General features: G+C 43.6%; 17 protein-coding genes, 1 rRNA gene and 2 pseudogenes. 7 read left to right on the top strand and 13 right to left on the bottom strand.

Features of this window, described 5'->3' with window-relative positions:
* Positions 1-10 precede the first annotated feature (10 nt).
* From KUA48_RS10410 to KUA48_RS10435, 6 genes are all read right to left on the bottom strand, one after another.
* Positions 11-565, bottom strand: coding sequence for a helix-turn-helix domain-containing protein (locus KUA48_RS10410; protein ID WP_006847542.1), 555 nt, complete (start codon positions 563-565; stop codon positions 11-13).
* A 196-nt stretch (positions 566-761) separates the two neighbouring features.
* Entirely contained in the window at positions 762-1,544 is a 783-nt protein-coding gene (locus KUA48_RS10415) for a pyrroline-5-carboxylate reductase (protein WP_218431820.1), read from the bottom strand.
* A 125-nt stretch (positions 1,545-1,669) separates the two neighbouring features.
* Positions 1,670-3,745: an outer membrane beta-barrel protein gene (locus KUA48_RS10420; protein WP_218431818.1), complete on the bottom strand. Its 2,076-nt coding sequence runs from the start codon at positions 3,743-3,745 to the stop codon at positions 1,670-1,672.
* 21 nt (positions 3,746-3,766) lie between these two features.
* Positions 3,767-4,822 (bottom strand): tetratricopeptide repeat protein, encoded by a 1,056-nt coding sequence (locus KUA48_RS10425; protein ID WP_218431809.1) that lies wholly within the window; start codon positions 4,820-4,822, stop codon positions 3,767-3,769.
* Positions 4,823-4,834: 12 nt separating this feature from the next.
* Positions 4,835-5,356, bottom strand: a complete 522-nt coding sequence (locus tag KUA48_RS10430) for an energy transducer TonB (RefSeq protein ID WP_218431808.1) — start codon at positions 5,354-5,356, stop codon at positions 4,835-4,837.
* A 5-nt stretch (positions 5,357-5,361) separates the two neighbouring features.
* Positions 5,362-5,730 carry a LytTR family DNA-binding domain-containing protein gene (locus KUA48_RS10435; protein WP_118254415.1) on the bottom strand — a complete coding sequence of 123 codons (369 nt, stop codon included), beginning with the start codon at positions 5,728-5,730 and terminating at the stop codon, positions 5,362-5,364.
* Positions 5,731-6,054: 324 nt separating this feature from the next.
* Between KUA48_RS10435 and KUA48_RS10440 the strand changes: the two genes are divergently transcribed.
* On the top strand, positions 6,055-8,181 hold the full coding sequence (locus KUA48_RS10440) for an outer membrane beta-barrel family protein (protein WP_218431807.1): 2,127 nt from the start codon (positions 6,055-6,057) through the stop codon (positions 8,179-8,181).
* Positions 8,182-8,342: 161 nt separating this feature from the next.
* Here KUA48_RS10440 and KUA48_RS10445 read toward each other — a convergent pair whose 3' ends face one another.
* From KUA48_RS10445 to argR, 5 genes are all read right to left on the bottom strand, one after another.
* The gene (locus KUA48_RS10445; RefSeq protein ID WP_153081786.1) at positions 8,343-9,485 is read right to left on the bottom strand and encodes an aspartate aminotransferase family protein; all 1,143 of its coding nucleotides are present in this window, start codon (positions 9,483-9,485) and stop codon (positions 8,343-8,345) included.
* 109 nt (positions 9,486-9,594) lie between these two features.
* Entirely contained in the window at positions 9,595-10,596 is a 1,002-nt protein-coding gene (argC, locus tag KUA48_RS10450; RefSeq protein WP_117662207.1) for an N-acetyl-gamma-glutamyl-phosphate reductase, read from the bottom strand.
* Position 10,597: 1 nt separating this feature from the next.
* The gene (locus tag KUA48_RS10455; protein WP_153073298.1) at positions 10,598-11,800 is read right to left on the bottom strand and encodes an argininosuccinate synthase; all 1,203 of its coding nucleotides are present in this window, start codon (positions 11,798-11,800) and stop codon (positions 10,598-10,600) included.
* A 73-nt stretch (positions 11,801-11,873) separates the two neighbouring features.
* Entirely contained in the window at positions 11,874-12,485 is a 612-nt protein-coding gene (locus KUA48_RS10460; RefSeq protein WP_117587359.1) for a GNAT family N-acetyltransferase, read from the bottom strand.
* Positions 12,486-12,575: 90 nt separating this feature from the next.
* Positions 12,576-13,064, bottom strand: a complete 489-nt coding sequence (gene argR / locus KUA48_RS10465; protein ID WP_006847530.1) for an arginine repressor — start codon at positions 13,062-13,064, stop codon at positions 12,576-12,578.
* A 331-nt stretch (positions 13,065-13,395) separates the two neighbouring features.
* Here argR and KUA48_RS10470 point away from each other — a divergent pair.
* The 5 genes and pseudogenes from KUA48_RS10470 to KUA48_RS10490 all read left to right on the top strand — a co-directional run.
* Positions 13,396-13,536 (top strand): annotated as a pseudogene (locus tag KUA48_RS10470) (inositol-3-phosphate synthase); the annotation flags it as partial.
* Between the two features lie 108 nt (positions 13,537-13,644).
* On the top strand, positions 13,645-14,562 hold the full coding sequence (locus KUA48_RS10475) for an IS982 family transposase (RefSeq protein WP_118142112.1): 918 nt from the start codon (positions 13,645-13,647) through the stop codon (positions 14,560-14,562).
* Between the two features lie 132 nt (positions 14,563-14,694).
* A pseudogene (locus KUA48_RS10480) lies at positions 14,695-15,891 on the top strand (inositol-3-phosphate synthase); the annotation flags it as partial.
* A gap of 127 nt (positions 15,892-16,018) precedes the next feature.
* Positions 16,019-16,414 (top strand): hypothetical protein, encoded by a 396-nt coding sequence (locus KUA48_RS10485; RefSeq protein ID WP_153073299.1) that lies wholly within the window; start codon positions 16,019-16,021, stop codon positions 16,412-16,414.
* A gap of 17 nt (positions 16,415-16,431) precedes the next feature.
* Entirely contained in the window at positions 16,432-16,617 is a 186-nt protein-coding gene (locus KUA48_RS10490; protein ID WP_147347520.1) for a hypothetical protein, read from the top strand.
* Positions 16,618-17,182: 565 nt separating this feature from the next.
* On the opposite strand, the gene KUA48_RS10495 is transcribed toward KUA48_RS10490, so the two are convergent.
* Positions 17,183-17,941 (bottom strand): Bax inhibitor-1/YccA family protein, encoded by a 759-nt coding sequence (locus KUA48_RS10495; RefSeq protein ID WP_228112429.1) that lies wholly within the window; start codon positions 17,939-17,941, stop codon positions 17,183-17,185.
* Between the two features lie 134 nt (positions 17,942-18,075).
* Complete coding sequence (locus tag KUA48_RS10500) at positions 18,076-18,381, bottom strand: hypothetical protein (RefSeq protein ID WP_153073300.1); 306 nt, start codon at positions 18,379-18,381, stop codon at positions 18,076-18,078.
* Positions 18,382-19,566: 1,185 nt separating this feature from the next.
* On the opposite strand from KUA48_RS10500, the gene KUA48_RS10505 reads away from it, so the two are divergent.
* Positions 19,567-21,098: ribosomal RNA gene (locus tag KUA48_RS10505) — 16S ribosomal RNA — on the top strand.
* The last annotated feature ends 113 nt before the right edge of the window (positions 21,099-21,211 follow it).

Genomic DNA, 21,211 nt, shown 5'->3' on the forward strand with positions numbered 1-21,211 from the left:
AGTTACTCTTCTAGATAATTATACAAAGGAACTTGGCTGGCTCATTGTTGAGTGAGCGGAAACAATGCGACTTTCTACTGTCGAAGTAGATGCTGTCGCCCGGATTCAGCACCATCACCTTCTCTTCGATGGTTACTTCGAGCTGTCCCTCTATCACATAATCATATTCTTGTCCGTCGTGTCCGTTCTTGTTCGGTTTCTTGTCGCCTGGCAACGGATCAACCTGTACCATGAACGGATTCACCTTTCTATCCTTGAATCCTACGGCAAGGCTCTGGTATTTATACTGGTTGTTGCGGTCAATCTCCGGTCCCTGTCCCTTGCGGGTAACGTAGTATCCCTTCATGCGAGGTTCCTCGCCGAAGAGCAGCACGTCAAGGTCGATGCCGTATCGCTTTGAGATTTTTGACAGGCGATAAACAGAAGGATCCGCCTCACCGGATTCTATCTTGAGGTAATGATCAAGACTGATTTCGCACAGTTCTGCAATTTCCTCGGCAGGAATATTGAGAACCTCGCGGAGACCTTTCAGCCTTTCACCGATTTGTTTGATTGCTTCGTCCATAAAATATTCTTTTTATTGTTTGCTTTGATAATACATCGAACAGTTGCTGATGGGCAATTTCGAAATGTAAGCGCAAAGATACGAAAAATATTTAAAACGGCTCAAAAAACTTACGTTTTTAAAACTCTTTGTGCTTATAAAAACGAAAATGCTGCACAAATAAAGTAATCTGTGCAGCATTCATTGTATCATTTTCTTATTTTTTTCCTGCCAATAAACCATTGATCACTGCGCTGGTAAAGCCGCCTTGTTCCATGGTATTCAAGCCCTTGATGGTGCAGCCGCCAGGAGTTGTTACTTTATCAATGGCAGCCTCTGGGTGTTCGCCAGTTTCCTGAAGCAGCTCTACGGCACCCTTGATGGTCTGCAAGACAATCTTCTGGGCATCCTTTGCCTTGAAGCCCATCTCTACGCCGCCTTCTACATTGGCTCTTACATAGCGCATGGCGTAAGCGATGGCACACGACATAGCGGTAGCTGCTGGGAAGAGACGTTCTTCCATGATGAGGCTTTCGCCCAATTCATCGAAGATTTCTGTAATCTGCTGGATTTCTGTGGCAGATGCATCTATAGGAGTGATGAAGGTCATCGACTGTTTGTAGGCGATGGCGATGTTTGGCATCACGAGGAAGAAGGTTGGGGTGATATCATCTTTGTCTAACCACTCCTTGATGTTGGCTGATGGCACACCGGCTGCTACCACTACGAGTTTCTGACTCTTGTAGTTGAGTGCATCCTTGATTCCCTTTAATGTCTTCTCTACGCACCAAGGTTTTACTACCACACAGATGATGTCTGCGCCATGGCAAGCCAACTGGTTGTCGAGAGTTACGCTGGCTCCTTCGCTTGCGAAGTGATCCAATACTGGTTGGTTGTGGTCAGATACCGTAATATCTGATGGAGTGAACTTCTCGCTCTGCAAGAGTCCTTCAGCCATGGCACCGCCCATAGCACCTGCTCCGATAATTGTTATTTTCATTGTCGTCTTATAGTTAAAATGCAATTATGGTGCAAAGATACTACTTTTATCAGAAAAAAGAGCAGTTTGTAGACGATTTTTTAAGAAAGTACGCTTGTTTACTGACGTTTTTTTTAAGAAATTCGCTAGTTTACTCCCATTCTGGAAGTATCTACGTTCTTGGTTCTCTTCTCCTTGTACTTGCCTATCTTATAGATGATGGAGATGGAGGCAGATGCCCAATCTTGCTTGATGTTCATGTGGTAGTCTTGATTGCCTTGTACTGATTTTGTAGAGAATCCCTCGTTGAAGATGTTGCTGCCTTTAACCACAATGCTCCATTTATCATTATCGGAAGCCCATCTCAACATAGCAATCAAGAGAAAGACTGATTTGATGTCATAGGTTCCTTGAATGGCTTTCGACTGATAGAATGGGTTAAGTATGAAATGGATGTGATGGCTTCGGCTAAGCTGGGCGGATAGATTTCCGGCAAGAACGGCAGAGATATGTTTGCGATTGAAGGGCAAGTCAAAGAAATCGTTACTCTTGTCATGTCTGTAGATTCCTGTTGCCGAAACACTTCCGTTCATCCAATTGCCTATACCGAAAGTTGTCGATGCTCTAATGCCTATAGTATGATTATAGTCGAAATTGGTCTCCTTCATAATGACTGCCAGGTGGTCGGTAGTCTGATAAGGCAACTGCACAGAATAGTTGGGTTGGAACTCTGCAAATGCCATCAATGTATGGCGACTTTTGATTGTCCACATCAGGTTGGTCTCGTATGTAGAGTAAGGCTTGAGATGAGGATTTCCCCATATCTCCATATAGGTAGAGGCATAGTAAATGCTGCTCATAGTTGACCAATAGCTAGGAAACTGTGAGCTGGAACTGAAGGATAAGTTGAGTATGTTGCCAGGATTGGCTTTCCACGATGCATTAAGAGTGGGATAAATATGCCATTTGTTCCATTGTGGAGAATGGTACAGCTCCGCTTCGACAGAGGCTTCCAAGCTGATTCGCTCGTTTATCTGTTTGCTTATGCCGCCATAGAAACTCAAGATTCTTTCTTCGATATTCACCTGGCTGGTTGCATCAGGAATGTCTGCTCCATCCTTGTTGGTCGTGGCTTGGTAGCTTCTGTTGTTGCTGCTTTGGAATTTCATACCATACGACAGCTCCCAACCCTTCTTCAATGAGTGGGATTGGTCTGCTGTGAAAAGCCATTTGTCTATTACCTGCTTGCTGTTTGTGTATAGAATACGTTCTTCGTCAAGTATTGTTCCTTCCAGATATTGCTGGCTGGGGTTTTGGTAGTTGAGATAGGATATGCCTATTTGTAGTCCAAAGGGCAGGTTGTAGCTGGCATCTACATTGTGCAGGTAGGTATGCTCATTGCCCTGTTGCTGGGATGTGCCTGTTCCCTTCGTTTCATGATGAGGATGGCTGCTGTCCCATTTTCCTGTATATGCCAGGGATAGTTGGTGGTTATCAGCAAATGCATAACTCAGTCCCAAGCGATAGTTGTGAGTCAATTCTGGGGTTTTCTGTGAGGTCTTGTCATGATACGCTACTCGCTTTCCTTGAAGTGGATGATTGGCATAGGTAGTAGTCTCACCGTATGATGTTCCATCTGTAAATGAATACATGGCATCCAGACCGAATTTTCCTTTTTGGAACAGCAGGTTGCCTTTGCCTTTCCCTTCTCCGTATTTGCTTTGGCTCCAGATGCTTTGTATTTGTCCTGAAAGCAGGTTCTTTCCTACATAGTCTTTGGTAATCAGGTTGATGACCATTCCACGAACATGTAAGCGTGCTGGCGCTGCCAGCATCACTTCGGCTTTGGCTAATTGTGATGCGGGCATGGCTTTTAATCGCTCTGCCAGTTGTGCATAATTGAGCGTGGTTGGTTTGCCGTTGATGATGAGAGTCAGTTCCTTTCCTGCATAATTGATGTTGCCGTTTAGTTCGTTTACTCCTGGTATTCGGGTAAGGGCATCATAAGCGTTGTCTGCCGGCATTTTCTCTATGAGCAGTGGCATATTGTAAACCAACTGTCCTCTTTCTGCCTTGACGATAGGACGTGTCGCCTTGACGAAAACCTCTGGCAGGTTTTGCATCATCATCTGGGCGGTAAGCGTGTCTTTTGCCTCTTCGTTTTGAGCGCAAAGGGGCTGGCTCAGCAATAATGCTGAACCTAAGATAAAATTTATTTTCATGTGTTTATGTTTGTTTGATGGCTATTGCTTGAGTTGCTCTTTGGCTTTGGATATGAGTTGTGCTGCCTCTTTTTTATCTTCCAGTCTGTTTGCATTTGCTAAGAATAACTGGAGATACAGTTTCGCTTTCAGCTTGTTTTTGGAAGCGATGAACATTTGGGCGGCATTGTAATAGTTGAGCGGGTCTTCTTCATCGTAAAGGATGCTTAACTCAAAGTCACGTGCTGCGTCTGCATATCGGCTGTGTTGAAAATGTAAGTCGGCTAGCCATTTATAGGTTCGCAAAGCTCTGTCTTTTGGCAAGGAAACCTCTAACGACTGGTTGAAATGAGCCATAGACAATGAATCCATGCAGAAGGATTTCTCTATCAAAGCCAAGTGGAAAAGGCAAGTGGCATTGTCGTTTTTGAACTGAACAGCTTTCTGGTAATGTTTCAGCGCCTTTTCATTGTCCGGCAGGTCCTCATAACAGAGACCAAGGATGAAATTGGATTCGAAATTATCAAATCCTTGCGCTATCAGTTTCTCATACAAGGGTATAGCCTCATCGTATTTGAATTGCATGAATAGGGAATAGGCATATTCTTTGTTGACATATAAGTTAGTGGAATCACATTGAGAAATGTAATTCTTCGTCACTTTTTCTGCTCTGTCTGGTTTGTTCACCCCATTGTAATGTACGGCAAGCGAAGCGATAATTTCACTGTCGTATGGGAATAAGAATGCGATGCGCTCGCCCCAAAGAGAAACCTTGTCATTGTTGTTCTGATTGAGATACGCATAATAGTACATTCGCATGTCTTCGTGGTTGATGCTATCTGATGGAATCTTGTCTAGGCAAGAAATGCAGGCGGTGTAGTTGCCTACTTTCCGATAGCAGGAAGCCAGTTTCCTGCGTGCTCCCAGGTGAGATGGATTTGCTTCCAAATAGTTTTGGTAGTATTGGGTTGCATGAAACACATCATATCTACTCAAACAGCTATCTCCTTGTTGGAGTAGATTAGCTGTGGTCTCGTTGGCCTTGGCATTCATTGCCATACATAGCCATAATATAAGGATCAATCTAAACTGTTTCATCGTTTTTGCTGATTATTTCTTTCTTACTTCGGGAGTGAAAACGACAGGCAAGGTAAACTCCATGTTGACTTCCTCGCCATCGGAGAGTCGGGCAGGCTTCCAATGAGGGCTTCTCTTGAGAAGTTCAATCACAGTCTGCTCATAGGCTTTTTCTTTGGGAGCTTCGAGAACTTTAAACAATCCCAATGTTCCATCCTTTTGAACGGTGAAGTTGATGACGACTCGCGCAGGCTTGTCTTCCAATCCTTTAGGATATTGGATGTTTGTCATCACCCATCTTAGGAAATCGTTGATGTTGCCATTGCCGTTGAAAATTGGCATCTGACCACCTTCCGGTAAAACAGCTATCGTCTTTAACACATGAGGTTGTGATACGCTTTGCGGTTTGAACATAAGGACGAGGGTTATACCTATTATTGCTATCACGCAAGCGGCTATCCCAAATACCTTTTTATATATATGAGATTTTGTGTATCTTGTTTCCTGTGCTTTGCCCAGGAAATAAGTTTCTTCCTGATAGTTTTTTTCTTTCATACCTTTTACGATTTTATGGAGTTGTCTAAAAGTGCTTTTAATTGTTTGAGTGGTTCCTTGCTGACGTGCAGAGTGAATTTCTCGCAAAACCGTTCGTTGTACAAAATTAGTTCTGAAGTGTTGAGGTTGATGCTGAAAATGTGCTGACTATTAATAATGTAGTTTCTGCCAACACGAGCGAAGAAGTGTGCCGTTTGCGCAAGTTGCTCTACTATTTTCTTCTCAAAGACCACAAGGTTGAACGAGAAGGTGTATTCATCGCCGTTGGTGAGTCGGAGATTGCAATAGCTTCCTTCCGAACAGACGTATGCTATCTGTTCGGAAGCCACTCTGAGCAAGAAGTTGGCATTTGATATGATGAGATATTCTTCCATACTGATAAGTTTGGTGCAAAGGTAAGCAAAATATTTAAAAAGTATGGCTGGAGGTAGCGTGTTTTTTGTGAACCAGTGGACTTGTTTTGTGGAGAATATGAAGTCGAACTCCAGATATGACTATCTGTTTAAGGTGGTCAACTAAAATCGTTAAACCACAGAGTGTCTAATAACTAGACAACAGTGTCAAGTATTTAGACAGGTCCTTTTATGGATTTTCTTTCTATATATTCTGATAATCAGTCGTTTATGTTTTTGGCATAGCCGTTGCCTTGCTATTTTGCAACAAATAAGAATAGTAACAACATAAAGAATAGTAAGAAAATGAAAAGACTTGCGTTAGTAGCATCCTTCTGTGGCATTACCATAACACAGATGATGGCACAGAACATCAACGGCGAACAGATTTCCGACACGACCCTATTTGATAAGTTCTCCAAAGAACTTGGCGAAGTGGTGGTGAAAGCTCATTTTCCTCAATATAAGAAGACCCACGAAGGACTGCTGACCAACGTGGCAGGAACCGTGCTTAGCAAGATGGGTACGGCAGAAGATGTATTGAAGCATGTGCCGAGTATCGTGAAGAAGAAAGATGGATATGAGGTGGTCGGCAAGGGTACACCTATTATATATATCAACGGCAGGAAGATGCAAGACATCAGTGAGTTGGATAACATCAAATCTTCCGACATCAAGAGTGTGGAAGTCATCCAGAATCCTGGAGCTACCTACGATGCTTCGGTAAATGCGGTAATCAAAATCAAGACCATCAAGAAGAAAGGCGAAGGTTTCGGCTTTGATACTCGCTCTGTGTATTGGTACAATAAGCACGACAATACCATCCAACAGGTTAACATGAACTATCGTCATAATGGACTGAATCTCTTTGCCACTTATAAGTTCTCTGATGCAACATGGATGCAAAAGGCCTCCTACGAACAGACTGTACATGTAGATACGCTTTGGCAACAGCATAACAACAACGAAGTAACAGGTCGTATAGAATCGCATCGTCTTATCAGTGGTTTTAGCTATGATTTCAATGCCAATCATTCCATTGGTGCGAGATACACCTTGACCTCGCCAGGCTATTCTCGCTCAAAAGATTTTTTCGATAGTCAGGTAACTGCCGACGGTAAGTTTTACGACTATATCAAAACCGATGGTCTGACGGTCGACAAGAACAACCCTAGCCATCAATTGAATGCCTACTACAACGGCATTTGGGGCAAGACCACTATTGACCTGAATACCGACCTCTATTTCAGTACAAACAGGGCTTATGCCTATAGCGATGAACAGAGCCAGGAGCACGATTCTCGTAACATCAACTCCAAGAATCGTGTGAGCAATAAGATGGTAGCCACCAAACTCGTAATTACCTCTCCTCTCTTAGGAGGTAATCTCTCCTATGGAGCTGAGTATATCCATACCCGTCGCAACGATGACTACGAAGTGAATCGCACCGACCTCCTCGCCAACTCTTATAGCAAGTTGGAGGAGCAGACGGCAAGTCCATTCATCCAATATGCGCACCTCACCCCGATAGGAAACATCACGGCAGGATTGCGATACGAGTATGTAAGATTCAAGTATTATGATGCAGGCATCTATCAACCCGAGCAGAGTCGCTCCTTCCGCAACCTCTTTCCTACCATCAGCTATGGTGCGAAGATAGGCAAGGTAATGGCACAGTTGAGCTATTCGGTAAAGACCTCTCGTCCTTCATATAGTCAACTGAGCAACAATGTATCTTATATGAATCGATTTACTCGCCAGACTGGTAATCCTTATCTCGACAACGAAACCAATCACAGAGTGGAATTATCGGGTGTATGGAAGTTCATCCAGTTTATGGTCAACTACAAGGACTCTCGCAATGCCATCATCTATTGGGCAGAGCAAATTCCTGAGGACGAAGCTATTACCATGATAAGTCGTAAGAACGTGAAGAGTCTCAAGAGCATGACCGCCTACATCAGTGCCGCTCCAAAGATAGGCATTTGGGCGCCACAAATCAACTTGGGCATGCAGAAGCCCTGGTTCACCCTCCATACTGATGTGGCATCTTATCGCTTGAACCGTCCTATCTTCATGGGCAACTTCAACAATGCCTTCTCCTTGCCATGCGGCATCACCCTTAACGTGGATTATCGCTATCAGAGCAAGGGTAACACGATGAACGTATATCTTGCCAAAGAGCAGCATGTACTGGATGTCAGCATCAGTAAGTCATTCCTAAAGGATGCCCTTACCTTGGAAATAAAAGGCAACGACCTGCTTTATAAATGTTGGGATGCCGACTTGCTCTATAACCAAAAGATGGAACTTTTGCAAGTATCTAAGCGAGGTACGAGAGACCTGCAACTCACCCTTTGCTATAAGTTCAATACCACACGTAGCAAGTACAAAGGAACTGGTGTCGGTAATGCAGAGCTGAATCGACTATAAATATCTTTTATTACTTTTATTCGAAAGTAGAGACATTTAAGGTGATTTCCTATAAGGGGAACAAAAAAGCAGCAAACCGCAAAGGGCTTGCTGCTCACGATAGGAGTGATTCCTATTTCTTTTATGGGTTGAGTTTTCTTTATATCCTTATCTCAATGGGTTTATACTTCCTTCAATACGGTTTCCAATCTTCCGATGAAGTCATCTACATTTTCCTTGGTCAATACCAATGGAGGGAGGATACGAAGGATGTTGGTGCCGGCGCAACCGGTGAAGCAGTGCTGCTCGTGGATGAGCTTGCTGCGAACTTCCTTGTGAGGAATGTCGAGTACGGCGCCTACCATTAAACCACGGCCACGAACCTCTGTGATGTGGCTGTTGCGCTTCTGCAACTCCTTCAGCTGGGCGATGAGATATTCACCAACCTCATGCGCATTCTCTACCAGATTCTCTTTTTCGAAAACATCGAGAACGGCGAGAGCGGCAGTACATGCCAGGTGGTTGCCACCAAAGGTTGTACCCAACTGACCATATACAGGAGTAAACTCTGGAGAAATCAATACGCCACCCATAGGGAAACCATTACCGATACCCTTGGCTACGGTGATGAGATCTGGCTTGATGCCCAACCACTGGTGTGCAAAGAACTTACCGCTTCTGCCATAACCACACTGGATTTCATCGCAAATCAGGAAGGTGCCGTATTTCTTGCAGGCTGCCTGTAATCCCTGAGCAAACTCAGGAGTTACCATGTTGCAACCACCTACGCCCTGAATAGCTTCGATGATACAAGCGCATACATCGCCCTTGGCAAGTTCCTTCTCCCAAGCCTCCAAATCGTTGATAGGAAGATAGGTTACGTGACCATTATCATTGATAGGAGCGATGATCTTAGGATTATTTGTTACCTCTACGGCAAGGGATGTTCTGCCGTGGAAAGCCTTCTCTATAGAAAGCACGCGGGTTCTTCCGTTGGTGAATGAAGCCAGTTTCAAGGCATTCTCGTTTGCCTCGGCACCAGAGTTGATGAGGAAGAACTGATAATCTTCATAACCGCTAATCTTGCCCAGACGCTCAGCGAGTTTCACCTGCAACTTGTTGATGACAGAGTTGGAATAGAAACCCAGATTGTTCAACTGGTTGGTGAGCATCTCCACATAATGAGGATGGCAATGACCGATGCTGATAACGGCATGACCGCCATAGAGGTCGAGGTATTCTTGACCCTTGTCGTCCCATACCTTGCAGCCCTTACCTTTTACAATATTAATATCGAAAAGAGGATATACGTCGTAAAGTTTCATGTTAAATCTATGTTTTAAGAAAGACAACTCATAGAGTTATCTTATTACAAACTATTTTTTATGATAGAAGAACGAATGATTTTTCATCCGTTCTTCCGAATTCTTTTATCTAAAATGCTGATGGCTTGAGTTTCAAACCTGCTGTCTGGTCGAGACCAAACATGATGTTCATGTTCTGAACAGCCTGACCTACGGCACCCTTCAGAAGATTGTCGATGCAGGAAGTAATCAGGAGCTTATCGCCATACTTATCCACATGAACCAGGCACTTGTTGGTATTCACCACCTGCTTCAGGTCGATTGCCTTATCCACATAGTGGGTGAACTTGGCATCCTTGTAGAACTCCTTGTAACCTGCTACGATTTCCTCGATTGGCTTGTCGGTCTTCACCACTTCTGTAGCGAAGATGCCACGGGCGAAGTCGCCACGGTAAGGGATGAAGTCGATGGCTGCATCGAGATAACCCTGTGTCTGCTTCAGACTCTCACGAATCTCTGGTACGTGCTGATGGTTGAATGCCTTGTAGATGCTCATGTTGTTGTTGCGCCATGAGAAATGGGTAGTGGCGCCTGGCTTCTGACCTGCGCCGGTGCTGCCTGTAATGGCGTTGACAGATACATCGCTGTTGATGAGGCCCATCTTAGCAGCAGGCAACAAACCAAGTTGAATGCAGGTTGCAAAACAACCTGGGTTTGCCACGTGCTGAGCTACGGCTATTTTTGATTCATTTATTTCTGGAAGACCATATACAAAATCGTGAGCGGCTGGGGTTGGCTGCTGGGTGGCAACCACAGTCTCTGGGGCCAGACGGAAGTCCTGTGCCAAGTCGATAATCTTCACGTTCTCCGGAACATTGTGCTCCTTCAGGAACGCCTCGCTCTTGCCATGACCGAAGCAGAAGAAGATAACATCTACCTGGTCGAAAGGCATCTCGGCGGTAAACTTCAAGTCGGTCTCGCCATACAATCCCTCGTGAACCTCAGCCACCAGGTTGCCGGCGTTACTCTCGCTGTTGGCGAATACAATCTCTGCCTCTGGATGGTTGATAAGGAGGCGAATCAACTCACCTCCTGTATAACCAGCTGCTCCTAAAATACCTACTTTTACCATATTATCTTTCCTCATTAGGGTGCATACCATAATAAACACGGAGTGGGGTAGAGCTTACCTTGATGAAGCCCTTTGCATCCTCGGCTGTCCAACCGTGCTGCATCTCACCATACTCACCGAGCTTAGACTTGGTCAAATCGTCTGGTGAATCGACACCAACAGTCTGGAAACTGTATGGACGGAGTTTCAGGATAGCTGTACCGTTTACGTTGCGCTGAGAAGAAGTCAGCATCGCTTCGATATCCGGCATTACTGGCTCCAGGTACTGACTCTCGTGGAGGAACATTCCGTACCAGTTGCCTACCTGATCCTTCCAATACTGCTGCCACTTGCTCAATGTGCTCTTCTCCAACAGGCGGTGAGCCTCGATGATGAGCTTAGGAGCCGCAGCCTCGAAAGCTACACGACCCTTGATACCGATGATGGTGTCACCCACGTTGCAGTCGCGACCGATGGCGTAAGAAGCACCAATCTCCTCAATCTTCTGGATGGCAGCAATCTTATCATCAAACTTCTCGCCGTTGACAGCCACAATCTCACCCTTCTCGAAGGTAATCTTCAGTTCAGCCTCTTCTTCCTTGGCAGTAACGTGCTTCAGGTAAGCCTCCTCAGGAAGACCCTGGGTTGGGTCGAGAATCTCACCGCCGCAGATACTGGTTCCCCAGATACCTACGTTATAAGAATACTTCAACTTGGTGAAGTCTGCAAAGAAGCCGTGCTCGTTCAAATAATCAACCTCCTCCTTACGAGAAAGCGCCTTGTCACGAGTCAATGTGATGATCTCTACACCAGGAGCCATTACCAGGAAGGTCATGTCGAAACGAATCTGGTCGTTGCCGGCACCTGTACTTCCGTGAGCGATAGCATCTGCACCAATCTCCTTGGCGTAACGAGCGATGGCGATAGCCTGGAAGATACGCTCTGAAGATACAGAGATAGGGTAGCAGTTGTTGCGGAGCACATTACCGAAAATCATGTATTTCAATGATTTCTCATAATATTCGTGGGTAACGTCGAGAGTGACGTATGCCTTGGCGCCCAACTTATATGCGTTCTCCTCGTTGTTCTTCAACTGCTCGGCAGAGAAACCACCTGTGTTAGCGCATGCTGCATAAACATCCCAGCCATCCTGGGTCAACTTCATTACTGTGTATGATGTATCGAGACCGCCGCTAAAAGCGACTACAACTTTTTTATTTGCCATTTTATTTTATGTTTAATATGGATGAATAATATTTAGATGGCATTCTTGCCAACACCTTATTATATATAAGGATTTAGATTTCTGCAGAAGGACCGTCAATCTTGCGGATTCTCTCAATCACTTCCTGAGGAAGCTTGATAGGCAGATGCTCCTCTGGGTCGAAGAGCATGGCGGTGCAGATGCAGTATTTGCGGTTGGTACGATGGAGGACATCCACGTTGATGCAACCCTCGCAACCACGCCAGAATGACTCATCATCGGTCAGGTCGGCGAAAGTAACAGGAAGATAACCCAGCTGGGTGTTCATCTTCATGACAGCCGAACCGGATGTCAAAGAGAAAATCTTGGCATGAGGCCATCGCTGTCGGGCAAGCGTAAAGGTAAGGTTCTTGATACGCTTAGCCAATCCCAAACCACGGAAGTCTGGGTGAACGATCAAACCTGATGTGGTAACATAGTGCTTGTTGCCCCATGTTTCGATGTAGCTGAAACCTGCGAACTTTTCGCCCTGGAGTGCGATGACCGCCTTGGCTTCGCGCATCTTGGTGGCAACATACTCTGGTGAACGCTTGGCGATACCAGAACCACGCTTCTTTGCAGCTTCTGCAATTGTAGTCAGAATGGTGTCGATGTACTTGATGTGACTTTCGTCAGCCACCATTACTTTAACTTCTGCTTCTTCCATTTTTTCTCTTCTATCTTAAAATGTTTTTGTTTTAATATTCTTTCTTTATATATAATCAAGGTGTATGTTTTGCATAAAAATTCAACCACCTTATACATATTTATGGTGAACGTCTGGAATTACCTCTGCTAGTGCATTGATGATTTCCTCTTCTGTGGTACCTTTCTTTTTAACAAGAAAGATCGTGTCGTCACCGGCGATGGTTCCAAGAATTTGAGAAATATCACTATTGTCTATGTTATAGGCAATGCTGCTTGCATATCCCGGACGTGTTTTGATCACGACCATGTTCCCGGAGAAGTTGATTGATTGGAATCCGGTATTCACCATCATCTTGCTCACTGGAATATGGTTTGATACTCTCTTATATAATGTATCATTGGGCAGGACATACGCATATTTTCCACTCGAAGATGCTGCCTTTGCTACCTTGAGCAGTTTTAAGTCACGGCTCAATGTAGCTTGCGTAATCTTAAAGCCTTCTTTGTGAAGAGCCTCCAAAAGTTGGTCTTGCGAACTCAACTCCTGACTTGATATAAGCATCTTCAAAGTTTCCAATCTGCTATTCTTTGCCTTCATATGCTGTATTTTTATTCGTTTAACGGCTGCAAAATTACAATATATTTTGTAAATAACCAAATAAAATGAAAGAAAAATGCATAAAATAACATTATTTTGTCTTTTGTTATGCATAAACATGGAATAAATATGCATGTATTGCCTTCTTTCATACAAATATTTTACACTTGGCTTTTGATGCAGAATAGCCTTTTTATCCATTTTAAGCTAATTATTGTAAATTATTGAAAAAAAGTCTACGAAAACCACATCGGTTCAATTAGTTTTTGTTATCTTTGCAGACACAATTCTTAGATTATAATCAACTTAATATAAAATAAACCTCTAGAAGATGGAAAAAATGAATGTTAAACCAGCAGAAGGTAAGCTGGGAATCTTGGTTGTTGGTTGTGGCGCAGTAGCTACTACCTTCATGACCGGTGTTTTCATGACTCGTAAGGGACTTGCTAAGCCAGTAGGTTCAATGACTCAACCTCAGTTCGGGATAAGAAATAGTGCCTAAAAAAGTTGGTAATCTCCGATATTTTTTGTATCTTTGTAGTTGAAATCCAATTAGTTACAAACATAAAAAGATATCATTATGGAGATTACCAAGGACAAAGTTACAGAATTATTTTGTATTATTGATGAATTTTACAAAGTTTTTGATGCTGAAAATGCAGGAAAATTGCTTTTGGGTGAAGATGGAGTAAAGCGCAGACGACGTAAAGCCTCTTTATCTGATAGTGAAATCATGACGATTTTGCTGTATTTCCATTTCGGCTCGTTCCGAAACTTCAAGCATTATTACCTATTCTTTATTAGAGGAACTTTGAAGTCATATTTTCCAAATGCGGTGTCTTATAACCGTTTTGTAGAACTTGAAAGTCGCGTATTCTTCCCTCTCATGTTCTTCCTGAATCTCCGTGCTTTTGGCAGATGTACAGGTATAACCTTTGTTGATTCAACCATGATACCAATATGCCACAATCTCAGGCGTTATGCCAACAAAGTGTTCAAAGGCATTGCCACAAACGGAAAGGGAACAATGGGATGGTGTCATGGGTTCAAGCTACATCTGGCTTGTAATGATAGAGGTGAGATAATTGCTTTTGTTCTCACTGGTGCAAACGTTAGCGACAAAGATCCAACGGTATTCGATGTGTTGGCTAAACGTCTGTATGGTAAGCTGTTTGCAGATAAAGGATATATCTCGCAAAAACTCTTCGATTCGCTTTTTGAGGAAGGCATCCAGTTGGTAACAGGACTGAGAGTGAACATGAAGAACAAACTAATGCCGTTCTATGACAAGATGATGCTACGCAAAAGATACATCATTGAAACGATTAATGACCTGTTGAAAAATACGGCTCAGATAGTACATTCACGTCACAGGTCTGTTGCGAATTTCATCATAAATATTATTTCTGCATTAGGGGCATACTGTTTCTTTGACAACAAGCCCAAGGCACTTACTGGATACGTTATCGAAGATACGAAACAGCTTAGTCTTTTCTAACATTGCATATTTTACATGAGGATTTTGTCTCAGCAACCATCCAAGATATATAGATGGTTGCCAAGCCTCTGTGTCCCTTATATAAAAACATTATAAAGCCTTTAGATAGAGCTCGTTATCCCGAACTGAGGTATGACTCAGTACGACAAGATTCGTGTTGGCAAGGGTGCAGACAAGAAATATTTGCACTACAAGGACATCGTTCCTCTTGCAGACCTTAATGATATCGTATTCGGTACTTGGGATGTTTATCCGCAGAATGCTTATCAGGCAGCTATGTATGCTGAGGTATTGAAGGAGAAAGATATCAATCCTGTACGCGAGGAGTTGGAGAAGGTAGTACCAATGAAGGCTGCTTTCGACAAGAACTATGCAAAGCGTCTTGATGGCGATAATGTGAAGGATTGCAAGACCCGCTGGGAGATGGTAGAGGCTCTTCGTCAGGATATCCGCGACTTCAAGGAGAAGAACGGTTGTGCCCGTATCGTTGTTATCTGGGCAGCATCTACCGAAATCTACGTTCCTGTAGATATGGAGATTCATGGTACATTGGCAGCACTTGAGGCTGCAATGAAGGCTGACGACCGCCAGCATGTAGCTCCATCCATGTGCTACGCTTATGCTGCTTTGACAGAGGGTGCTCCTTTCATCATGGGTGCTCCTAATACAACTGTTGATATTCCTGCTATGTGGGAACTCGCAGAGAAGACCAAAATGCCTATCGCCGGTAAGGACTTCAAGACAGGCCAGACTCTTGTCAAGAGTGGCTTCGCTCCTATAATCGGTACCCGTTGTCTCGGCTTGAATGGCTGGTTCTCTACCAATATTCTCGGCAATCGTGATGGTCTCGTTCTCGATGAACCAGCTAATTTCCATACCAAGGAGGTTAGTAAACTCTCTACTCTTGAGACAATCCTGAAACCGGAAGCTCAGCCAGATCTCTATGGTCATGGTAACGATGAAGATACTCAGTACTATCACAAGGTACGTATCAACTATTATCCACCTCGTAACGATAACAAGGAGGGTTGGGATAATATCGATATCTTCGGCTGGATGGGTTACCCAATGCAGATTAAGATTAACTTCCTCTGCCGCGACTCTATCCTTGCTGCTCCATTGCTGCTCGACCTTACATTGTTGAGCGATCTTGCTGCTCGTGCAGGCCGTTTCGGAACCCAGCGTTTCTTGAGTTTCTTCCTCAAGGCACCTATGCACGATTATACTAAGGGTGAAGAGCCTGTGAACCATCTCTACCAGCAGTACACGATGCTGAAGAATGCTATCCGTGAGATGGGTGGTTACGAGGCCGATGAGGAAATCGACTAATTAGGTTATTTCATTTAATACTACACCTTATTATATAAGGCATTAATTTATATCATGGCACACCTTTGGAATGTTAGAATATCTTTCCATAGGTGTGCCTTTTTGTTTATTTATATAGAAAGTAGACATGGATTCGGTAACGAGTTTTATTTATGGTATGAGCATGATGTTCTTCTCCATGATGGCTTTCCTGTTTTGGAGAAAAGGAAAGGAGATGCTCTTTCGGATGATTATGTGGCTCATGATCGTGGTCGACCTGCAGTTGGTAAAGGACATGGTTTTCTTTCTGATTTATGGTTTTGACAACGAGCATGCGTGGTATCTTACGTCTTCGTTGGATATGATGATTATTCCGTTCTACAGCTTTGTATTGATGGACCTGGTGAAGCCGGGCTGGTTCAGATGGCTGAAAGCTTTAATGCTGGAATTGCCTTTCCTCTTGTTGCCGGTGTTCTATATTTTTACCCATAATATCATCTGGTTTTATGTGCTTTCTGTCTGGGGAGCCATTTATGGATGCTGAGCTGTTTCGTTATTAAAGTGGATTACGACAATATCTATATGGTAAGCTCTCTGATACTCTGGATGCTGATAGATTATTTTGTTTATAGGCATGAGTCAGTGATAGAAGAGTTGAGCGATATTGAAATTGTACCGTTAGAGCAGAACGAAGTTGATGTTTCGGGGATGGCTGCTGAGGTGCAGCGGTTGTTCGAGGAAGATTAAATCTATCTCAATCCGAAACTGAAATTGTCTGATGTGGCGCTGGCTGCTGGTACGAACCGTACTTATCTGAGTCGCTATTTTAACCGGCAGAATGGGTAGACGTTTTATGATTATGTGAATACTTATCGTATATAATATGCAGAGAAATTGTTGAAGTCAACGAACTATCCTTTGCCGGAAATCGCCATCAAATCGGGATTCAATTCTATTTCTACGTTTAGAAGAGTATTTTTTTTGCCTCTTTTGGTTGCTCTCCTAATAAATATAGAGTAAATGCATAAGTTGTTGGTGTATAGGTAGTTTATAAAAATCAGCGGCACACTGAAAAATGTCAAAAGACACTTTTTGTCTATTTGAAACTTATTTTTACTATTTTGAAACCATGGTTCTCGATTTTTTTCTATCTTTGCACCATAGAATTTTTTGAAGAGAATATAACTCTAGCATTTACCTTTTCTAGGAATTAAAAAAATAAAGGTTGGCCAACCCGTTGAGGGCAAGCCAACCTTTCTCGTTATGTATGTTATTCTTTGTTTTTTTACTTTATTCCCGGTTCTCGTTTTCATTATTCCTTGTTGCTGCTTCCGAAGATGCGGAGCAAGTAGAGGAAGAGATTGATAAAATCGAGATACAGGGTCAAGGCTCCGATGAGTGCCAGTTTCTGTGCGCCCTCGCTCATGTCGTATTGTGTCTGGAGCATCTGCTTGATTTTCTGACTGTCCCAAGCGGTCAAGCCAACGAAGATGGCTACGCCGGCGTAACTCAAAATGTAATCAAATCCCGAACTCTTCAAGAACATGTTTACTATGGTAGCGATAATCAGACCAATCAGCGCCATGAAGAGTATTTTTCCTAAAGAGGTCAAATCCTTCTTGGTTGTGTAACCATAGAAAGCCATTGCTCCAAATGTGCCGGCTGTAATAAAAAATACCTTGGCAATACTGGTCATCGTATATACTACGAATACGGATGAAAGCATGGCACCATTCAAAACCGAGTAGACGATGAAGAGTAGGGTGGCCGTAGTCAGGGAAAGTCTCTGTAGGGCACCGGTAATGATAAATACCAGAGCGAGCTCTGCGATAATCAAGCCAAAGAGCAAGCCGCGGCTTGTCATCAAGGTCATCAGCAGGGTAGGACTGCTAGCTACACCATAGGCAGTAACGCCCGTAATCAGGAGAGCTAAGGTCATCCATGTATACACTTTGCGCATCAAAGCAGAGAAAACACCGCTTATACCTCGCTCTTTCTCATTAACAGCAAAGCCATTGCTCTGCTGGTTGTTCTGATTATTTATCAGATTGTACATTTCCTTTTCTGTCATAATTCTATTTTCTTTTGTTATTTATGGTCTATTGAATAATATAATAAGCGCAAAGATAATGCCAATTATTGAAACGAACGATAATCTCTGCGCTTTATTAACATTTATTCCGTAATTTTACGTCATTCATTCCTTTATTTAAGGGCTGTCTTCTTTACGCCTATCTGTTTTCTGCCTCGTGTTACCTCTACGGCTACAGTTCCATTTACTGGTGAGCGAAGCAGTTCTGTATCAGATTTTGCCTGTTTCTGAAGTGCCAGGACACCTGAGGCTCCGTATATTCTGATGATGTCGTTCTGTTTCAGACCCTTTATCAGAATATGATAGTTGCCGCTGGGAATGATGGTGATGTCTGACTTCATGTCAGCCTCCTTGCGGTTGAAACTGATCTGCCATTGCCATCTTAATCTCTTATCTTCTCTTTCTTCTACCAGTCTCATACGCTATTCGTTTTATTTCGAATGCAAAGATACGTCTTTTCCGTTTTCTACCTATGCGATTTGTGCGATTTGCGTGGATTCGGGAAATAAAGTGCGAAAAATATCATGGAATCATTCAGAAAAATATCTCCGAAGGATAAGATAATATCTCCGAAAGATAGCAGAATATCTCCGAAGGATAAGAAATTATCTCCGAAAGATAGCTGAATATCTCCGAAGGATAAACCCAGAAGACAAATGTAGGTAATCCGATGACGAAGATATGGAAACTGGGTTGTGGTGACGAGGTGAAGGGTGAAGGGTATATTTTAAATCTTATATTATATTCTTTTTTATAGGATTTTTGGAAAAACCGAAAAACCAGCAAGATGAAAAAATGGATTTTTCCTTTACCCGCGCGTATATATAAAAAAGAGTTTTCAAACCTTCACCCTTCACCTTTTTATTTAACGTTTTATGTGTCAAATAGTTACGGGTGAAGGGTGGTGAAGGGTGTTTTTCGCTTTTTAGAAACATATTTTAAGAATTCAACCCGTTTTTACATATTTTAAGTGTTTGTTTTCTATTCCGAAATGGGTATCTTTTTTAGAGGGTCCTCTTTTTTATGATTTCTTTCTATGGAAATTTCTGAGAATCCCTGTCTAATCAGTATCCTTGATGTATAAGCCGTTAAAATATTGTCAGCGAAATAAAGTTAATGGCTACGGATAAGCGTCAATTTTTAAATATAAATTAACTAAAAAGCATTATAACCTAAATTATATTGTGCGCTTGCGTATACGCCTAAGTGCGTGCACAGGCAAGCGCATATATATAATAATGTAAGCAGTTAAAATCTATTGTGTAAAGTCTTTATAGATGTTAAAAACTGACTAAAAAAGCAACTTTTTTGCGAAAAGATTTGGTGGAATGAAAAATAGTTAGTACTTTTGCACTCGCTTTTGAGAAATACACTTTCTCTTAGCGATTAAAGAAAGAGTTCTTTGAAAGATTTTACATAAACAGACAAGTAGTACAAGAAGCGGTTAACTTCTTAGAAATAAGAAAGTTGACTGGGTAAAAGAAACGAACCGTCAAGCAATTGACAAGTCAGGTTTACTAAGCTTCAATAAACGAAAAGGATATTCGTCCTAAGTACAGACAACAAACAAACCAAGCCGCAAGGCTAGGTAAAAATGATATTTTACAATGGAGAGTTTGATCCTGGCTCAGGATGAACGCTAGCTACAGGCTTAACACATGCAAGTCGAGGGGAAACGACATTGAAAGCTTGCTTTTGATGGGCGTCGACCGGCGCACGGGTGAGTAACGCGTATCCAACCTGCCCACCACTTGGGGATAACCTTGCGAAAGTAAGACTAATACCCAATGATATCTCTAGAAGACATCTGAAAGAGATTAAAGATTTATCGGTGATGGATGGGGATGCGTCTGATTAGCTTGTTGGCGGGGTAACGGCCCACCAAGGCAACGATCAGTAGGGGTTCTGAGAGGAAGGTCCCCCACATTGGAACTGAGACACGGTCCAAACTCCTACGGGAGGCAGCAGTGAGGAATATTGGTCAATGGACGAGAGTCTGAACCAGCCAAGTAGCGTGCAGGAAGACGGCCCTATGGGTTGTAAACTGCTTTTATAAGGGAATAAAGTGAGTCTCGTGAGACTTTTTGCATGTACCTTATGAATAAGGACCGGCTAATTCCGTGCCAGCAGCCGCGGTAATACGGAAGGTCCGGGCGTTATCCGGATTTATTGGGTTTAAAGGGAGCGTAGGCCGGAGATTAAGCGTGTTGTGAAATGTAGATGCTCAACATCTGAACTGCAGCGCGAACTGGTTTCCTTGAGTACGCACAAAGTGGGCGGAATTCGTGGTGTAGCGGTGAAATGCTTAGATATCACGAAGAACTCCGATTGCGAAGGCAGCTCACTGGAGCGCAACTGACGCTGAAGCTCGAAAGTGCGGGTATCGAACAGGATTAGATACCCTGGTAGTCCGCACGGTAAACGATGGATGCCCGCTGTTGGTCTGAATAGGTCAGCGGCCAAGCGAAAGCATTAAGCATCCCACCTGGGGAGTACGCCGGCAACGGTGAAACTCAAAGGAATTGACGGGGGCCCGCACAAGCGGAGGAACATGTGGTTTAATTCGATGATACGCGAGGAACCTTACCCGGGCTTGAATTGCAGAGGAAGGATTTGGAGACAATGACGCCCTTCGGGGCCTCTGTGAAGGTGCTGCATGGTTGTCGTCAGCTCGTGCCGTGAGGTGTCGGCTTAAGTGCCATAACGAGCGCAACCCCTCTCCTTAGTTGCCATCAGGTCATGCTGGGCACTCTGGGGACACTGCCACCGTAAGGTGTGAGGAAGGTGGGGATGACGTCAAATCAGCACGGCCCTTACGTCCGGGGCTACACACGTGTTACAATGGCAGGTACAGAGAGACGGTCCCTTGCAAAACGGATCAAATCCTTAAAGCCTGTCTCAGTTCGGACTGGGGTCTGCAACCCGACCCCACGAAGCTGGATTCGCTAGTAATCGCGCATCAGCCATGGCGCGGTGAATACGTTCCCGGGCCTTGTACACACCGCCCGTCAAGCCATGAAAGCCGGGGGCGCCTAAAGTCCGTGACCGTAAGGAGCGGCCTAGGGCGAAACTGGTAATTGGGGCTAAGTCGTAACAAGGTAGCCGTACCGGAAGGTGCGGCTGGAACACCTCCTTTCTGGAGAGACGAATTTCCTATGAAGATTTAGGAACATGACTTAAAAAGTTCGCTTCTCTTCTTGTACGCACCATCTGTTTAATCAAATACAGGAGACTGGGATTCCTTATACA

The organism is Segatella copri, from assembly GCF_019249795.2.
GTDB classification, from domain to species: domain Bacteria; phylum Bacteroidota; class Bacteroidia; order Bacteroidales; family Bacteroidaceae; genus Prevotella; species Prevotella copri_B.

Excerpts from the sequence above, each read along its gene's own strand:
- KUA48_RS10410 (WP_006847542.1), bottom strand. The coding sequence starts at position 565 with ATGGACGAAGCAATCAAACAAATCGGTGAAAGGCTGAAAGGTCTCCGC.
- KUA48_RS10425 (WP_218431809.1), bottom strand. The coding sequence starts at position 4,822 with ATGAAACAGTTTAGATTGATCCTTATATTATGGCTATGTATGGCAATG.
- argC (WP_117662207.1), bottom strand. The coding sequence starts at position 10,596 with ATGGTAAAAGTAGGTATTTTAGGAGCAGCTGGTTATACAGGAGGTGAG.
- KUA48_RS10435 (WP_118254415.1), bottom strand. The coding sequence starts at position 5,730 with ATGGAAGAATATCTCATCATATCAAATGCCAACTTCTTGCTCAGAGTG.
- KUA48_RS10485 (WP_153073299.1), top strand. The coding sequence starts at position 16,019 with ATGGATTCGGTAACGAGTTTTATTTATGGTATGAGCATGATGTTCTTC.
- KUA48_RS10495 (WP_228112429.1), bottom strand. The coding sequence starts at position 17,941 with ATGACAGAAAAGGAAATGTACAATCTGATAAATAATCAGAACAACCAG.
- KUA48_RS10415 (WP_218431820.1), bottom strand. The coding sequence starts at position 1,544 with ATGAAAATAACAATTATCGGAGCAGGTGCTATGGGCGGTGCCATGGCT.
- KUA48_RS10420 (WP_218431818.1), bottom strand. The coding sequence starts at position 3,745 with ATGAAAATAAATTTTATCTTAGGTTCAGCATTATTGCTGAGCCAGCCC.
- KUA48_RS10445 (WP_153081786.1), bottom strand. The coding sequence starts at position 9,485 with ATGAAACTTTACGACGTATATCCTCTTTTCGATATTAATATTGTAAAA.
- argR (WP_006847530.1), bottom strand. The coding sequence starts at position 13,064 with ATGAAGGCAAAGAATAGCAGATTGGAAACTTTGAAGATGCTTATATCA.
- KUA48_RS10440 (WP_218431807.1), top strand. The coding sequence starts at position 6,055 with ATGAAAAGACTTGCGTTAGTAGCATCCTTCTGTGGCATTACCATAACA.
- KUA48_RS10500 (WP_153073300.1), bottom strand. The coding sequence starts at position 18,381 with ATGAGACTGGTAGAAGAAAGAGAAGATAAGAGATTAAGATGGCAATGG.
- KUA48_RS10430 (WP_218431808.1), bottom strand. The coding sequence starts at position 5,356 with ATGAAAGAAAAAAACTATCAGGAAGAAACTTATTTCCTGGGCAAAGCA.
- KUA48_RS10455 (WP_153073298.1), bottom strand. The coding sequence starts at position 11,800 with ATGGCAAATAAAAAAGTTGTAGTCGCTTTTAGCGGCGGTCTCGATACA.
- KUA48_RS10475 (WP_118142112.1), top strand. The coding sequence starts at position 13,645 with ATGGAGATTACCAAGGACAAAGTTACAGAATTATTTTGTATTATTGAT.
- KUA48_RS10460 (WP_117587359.1), bottom strand. The coding sequence starts at position 12,485 with ATGGAAGAAGCAGAAGTTAAAGTAATGGTGGCTGACGAAAGTCACATC.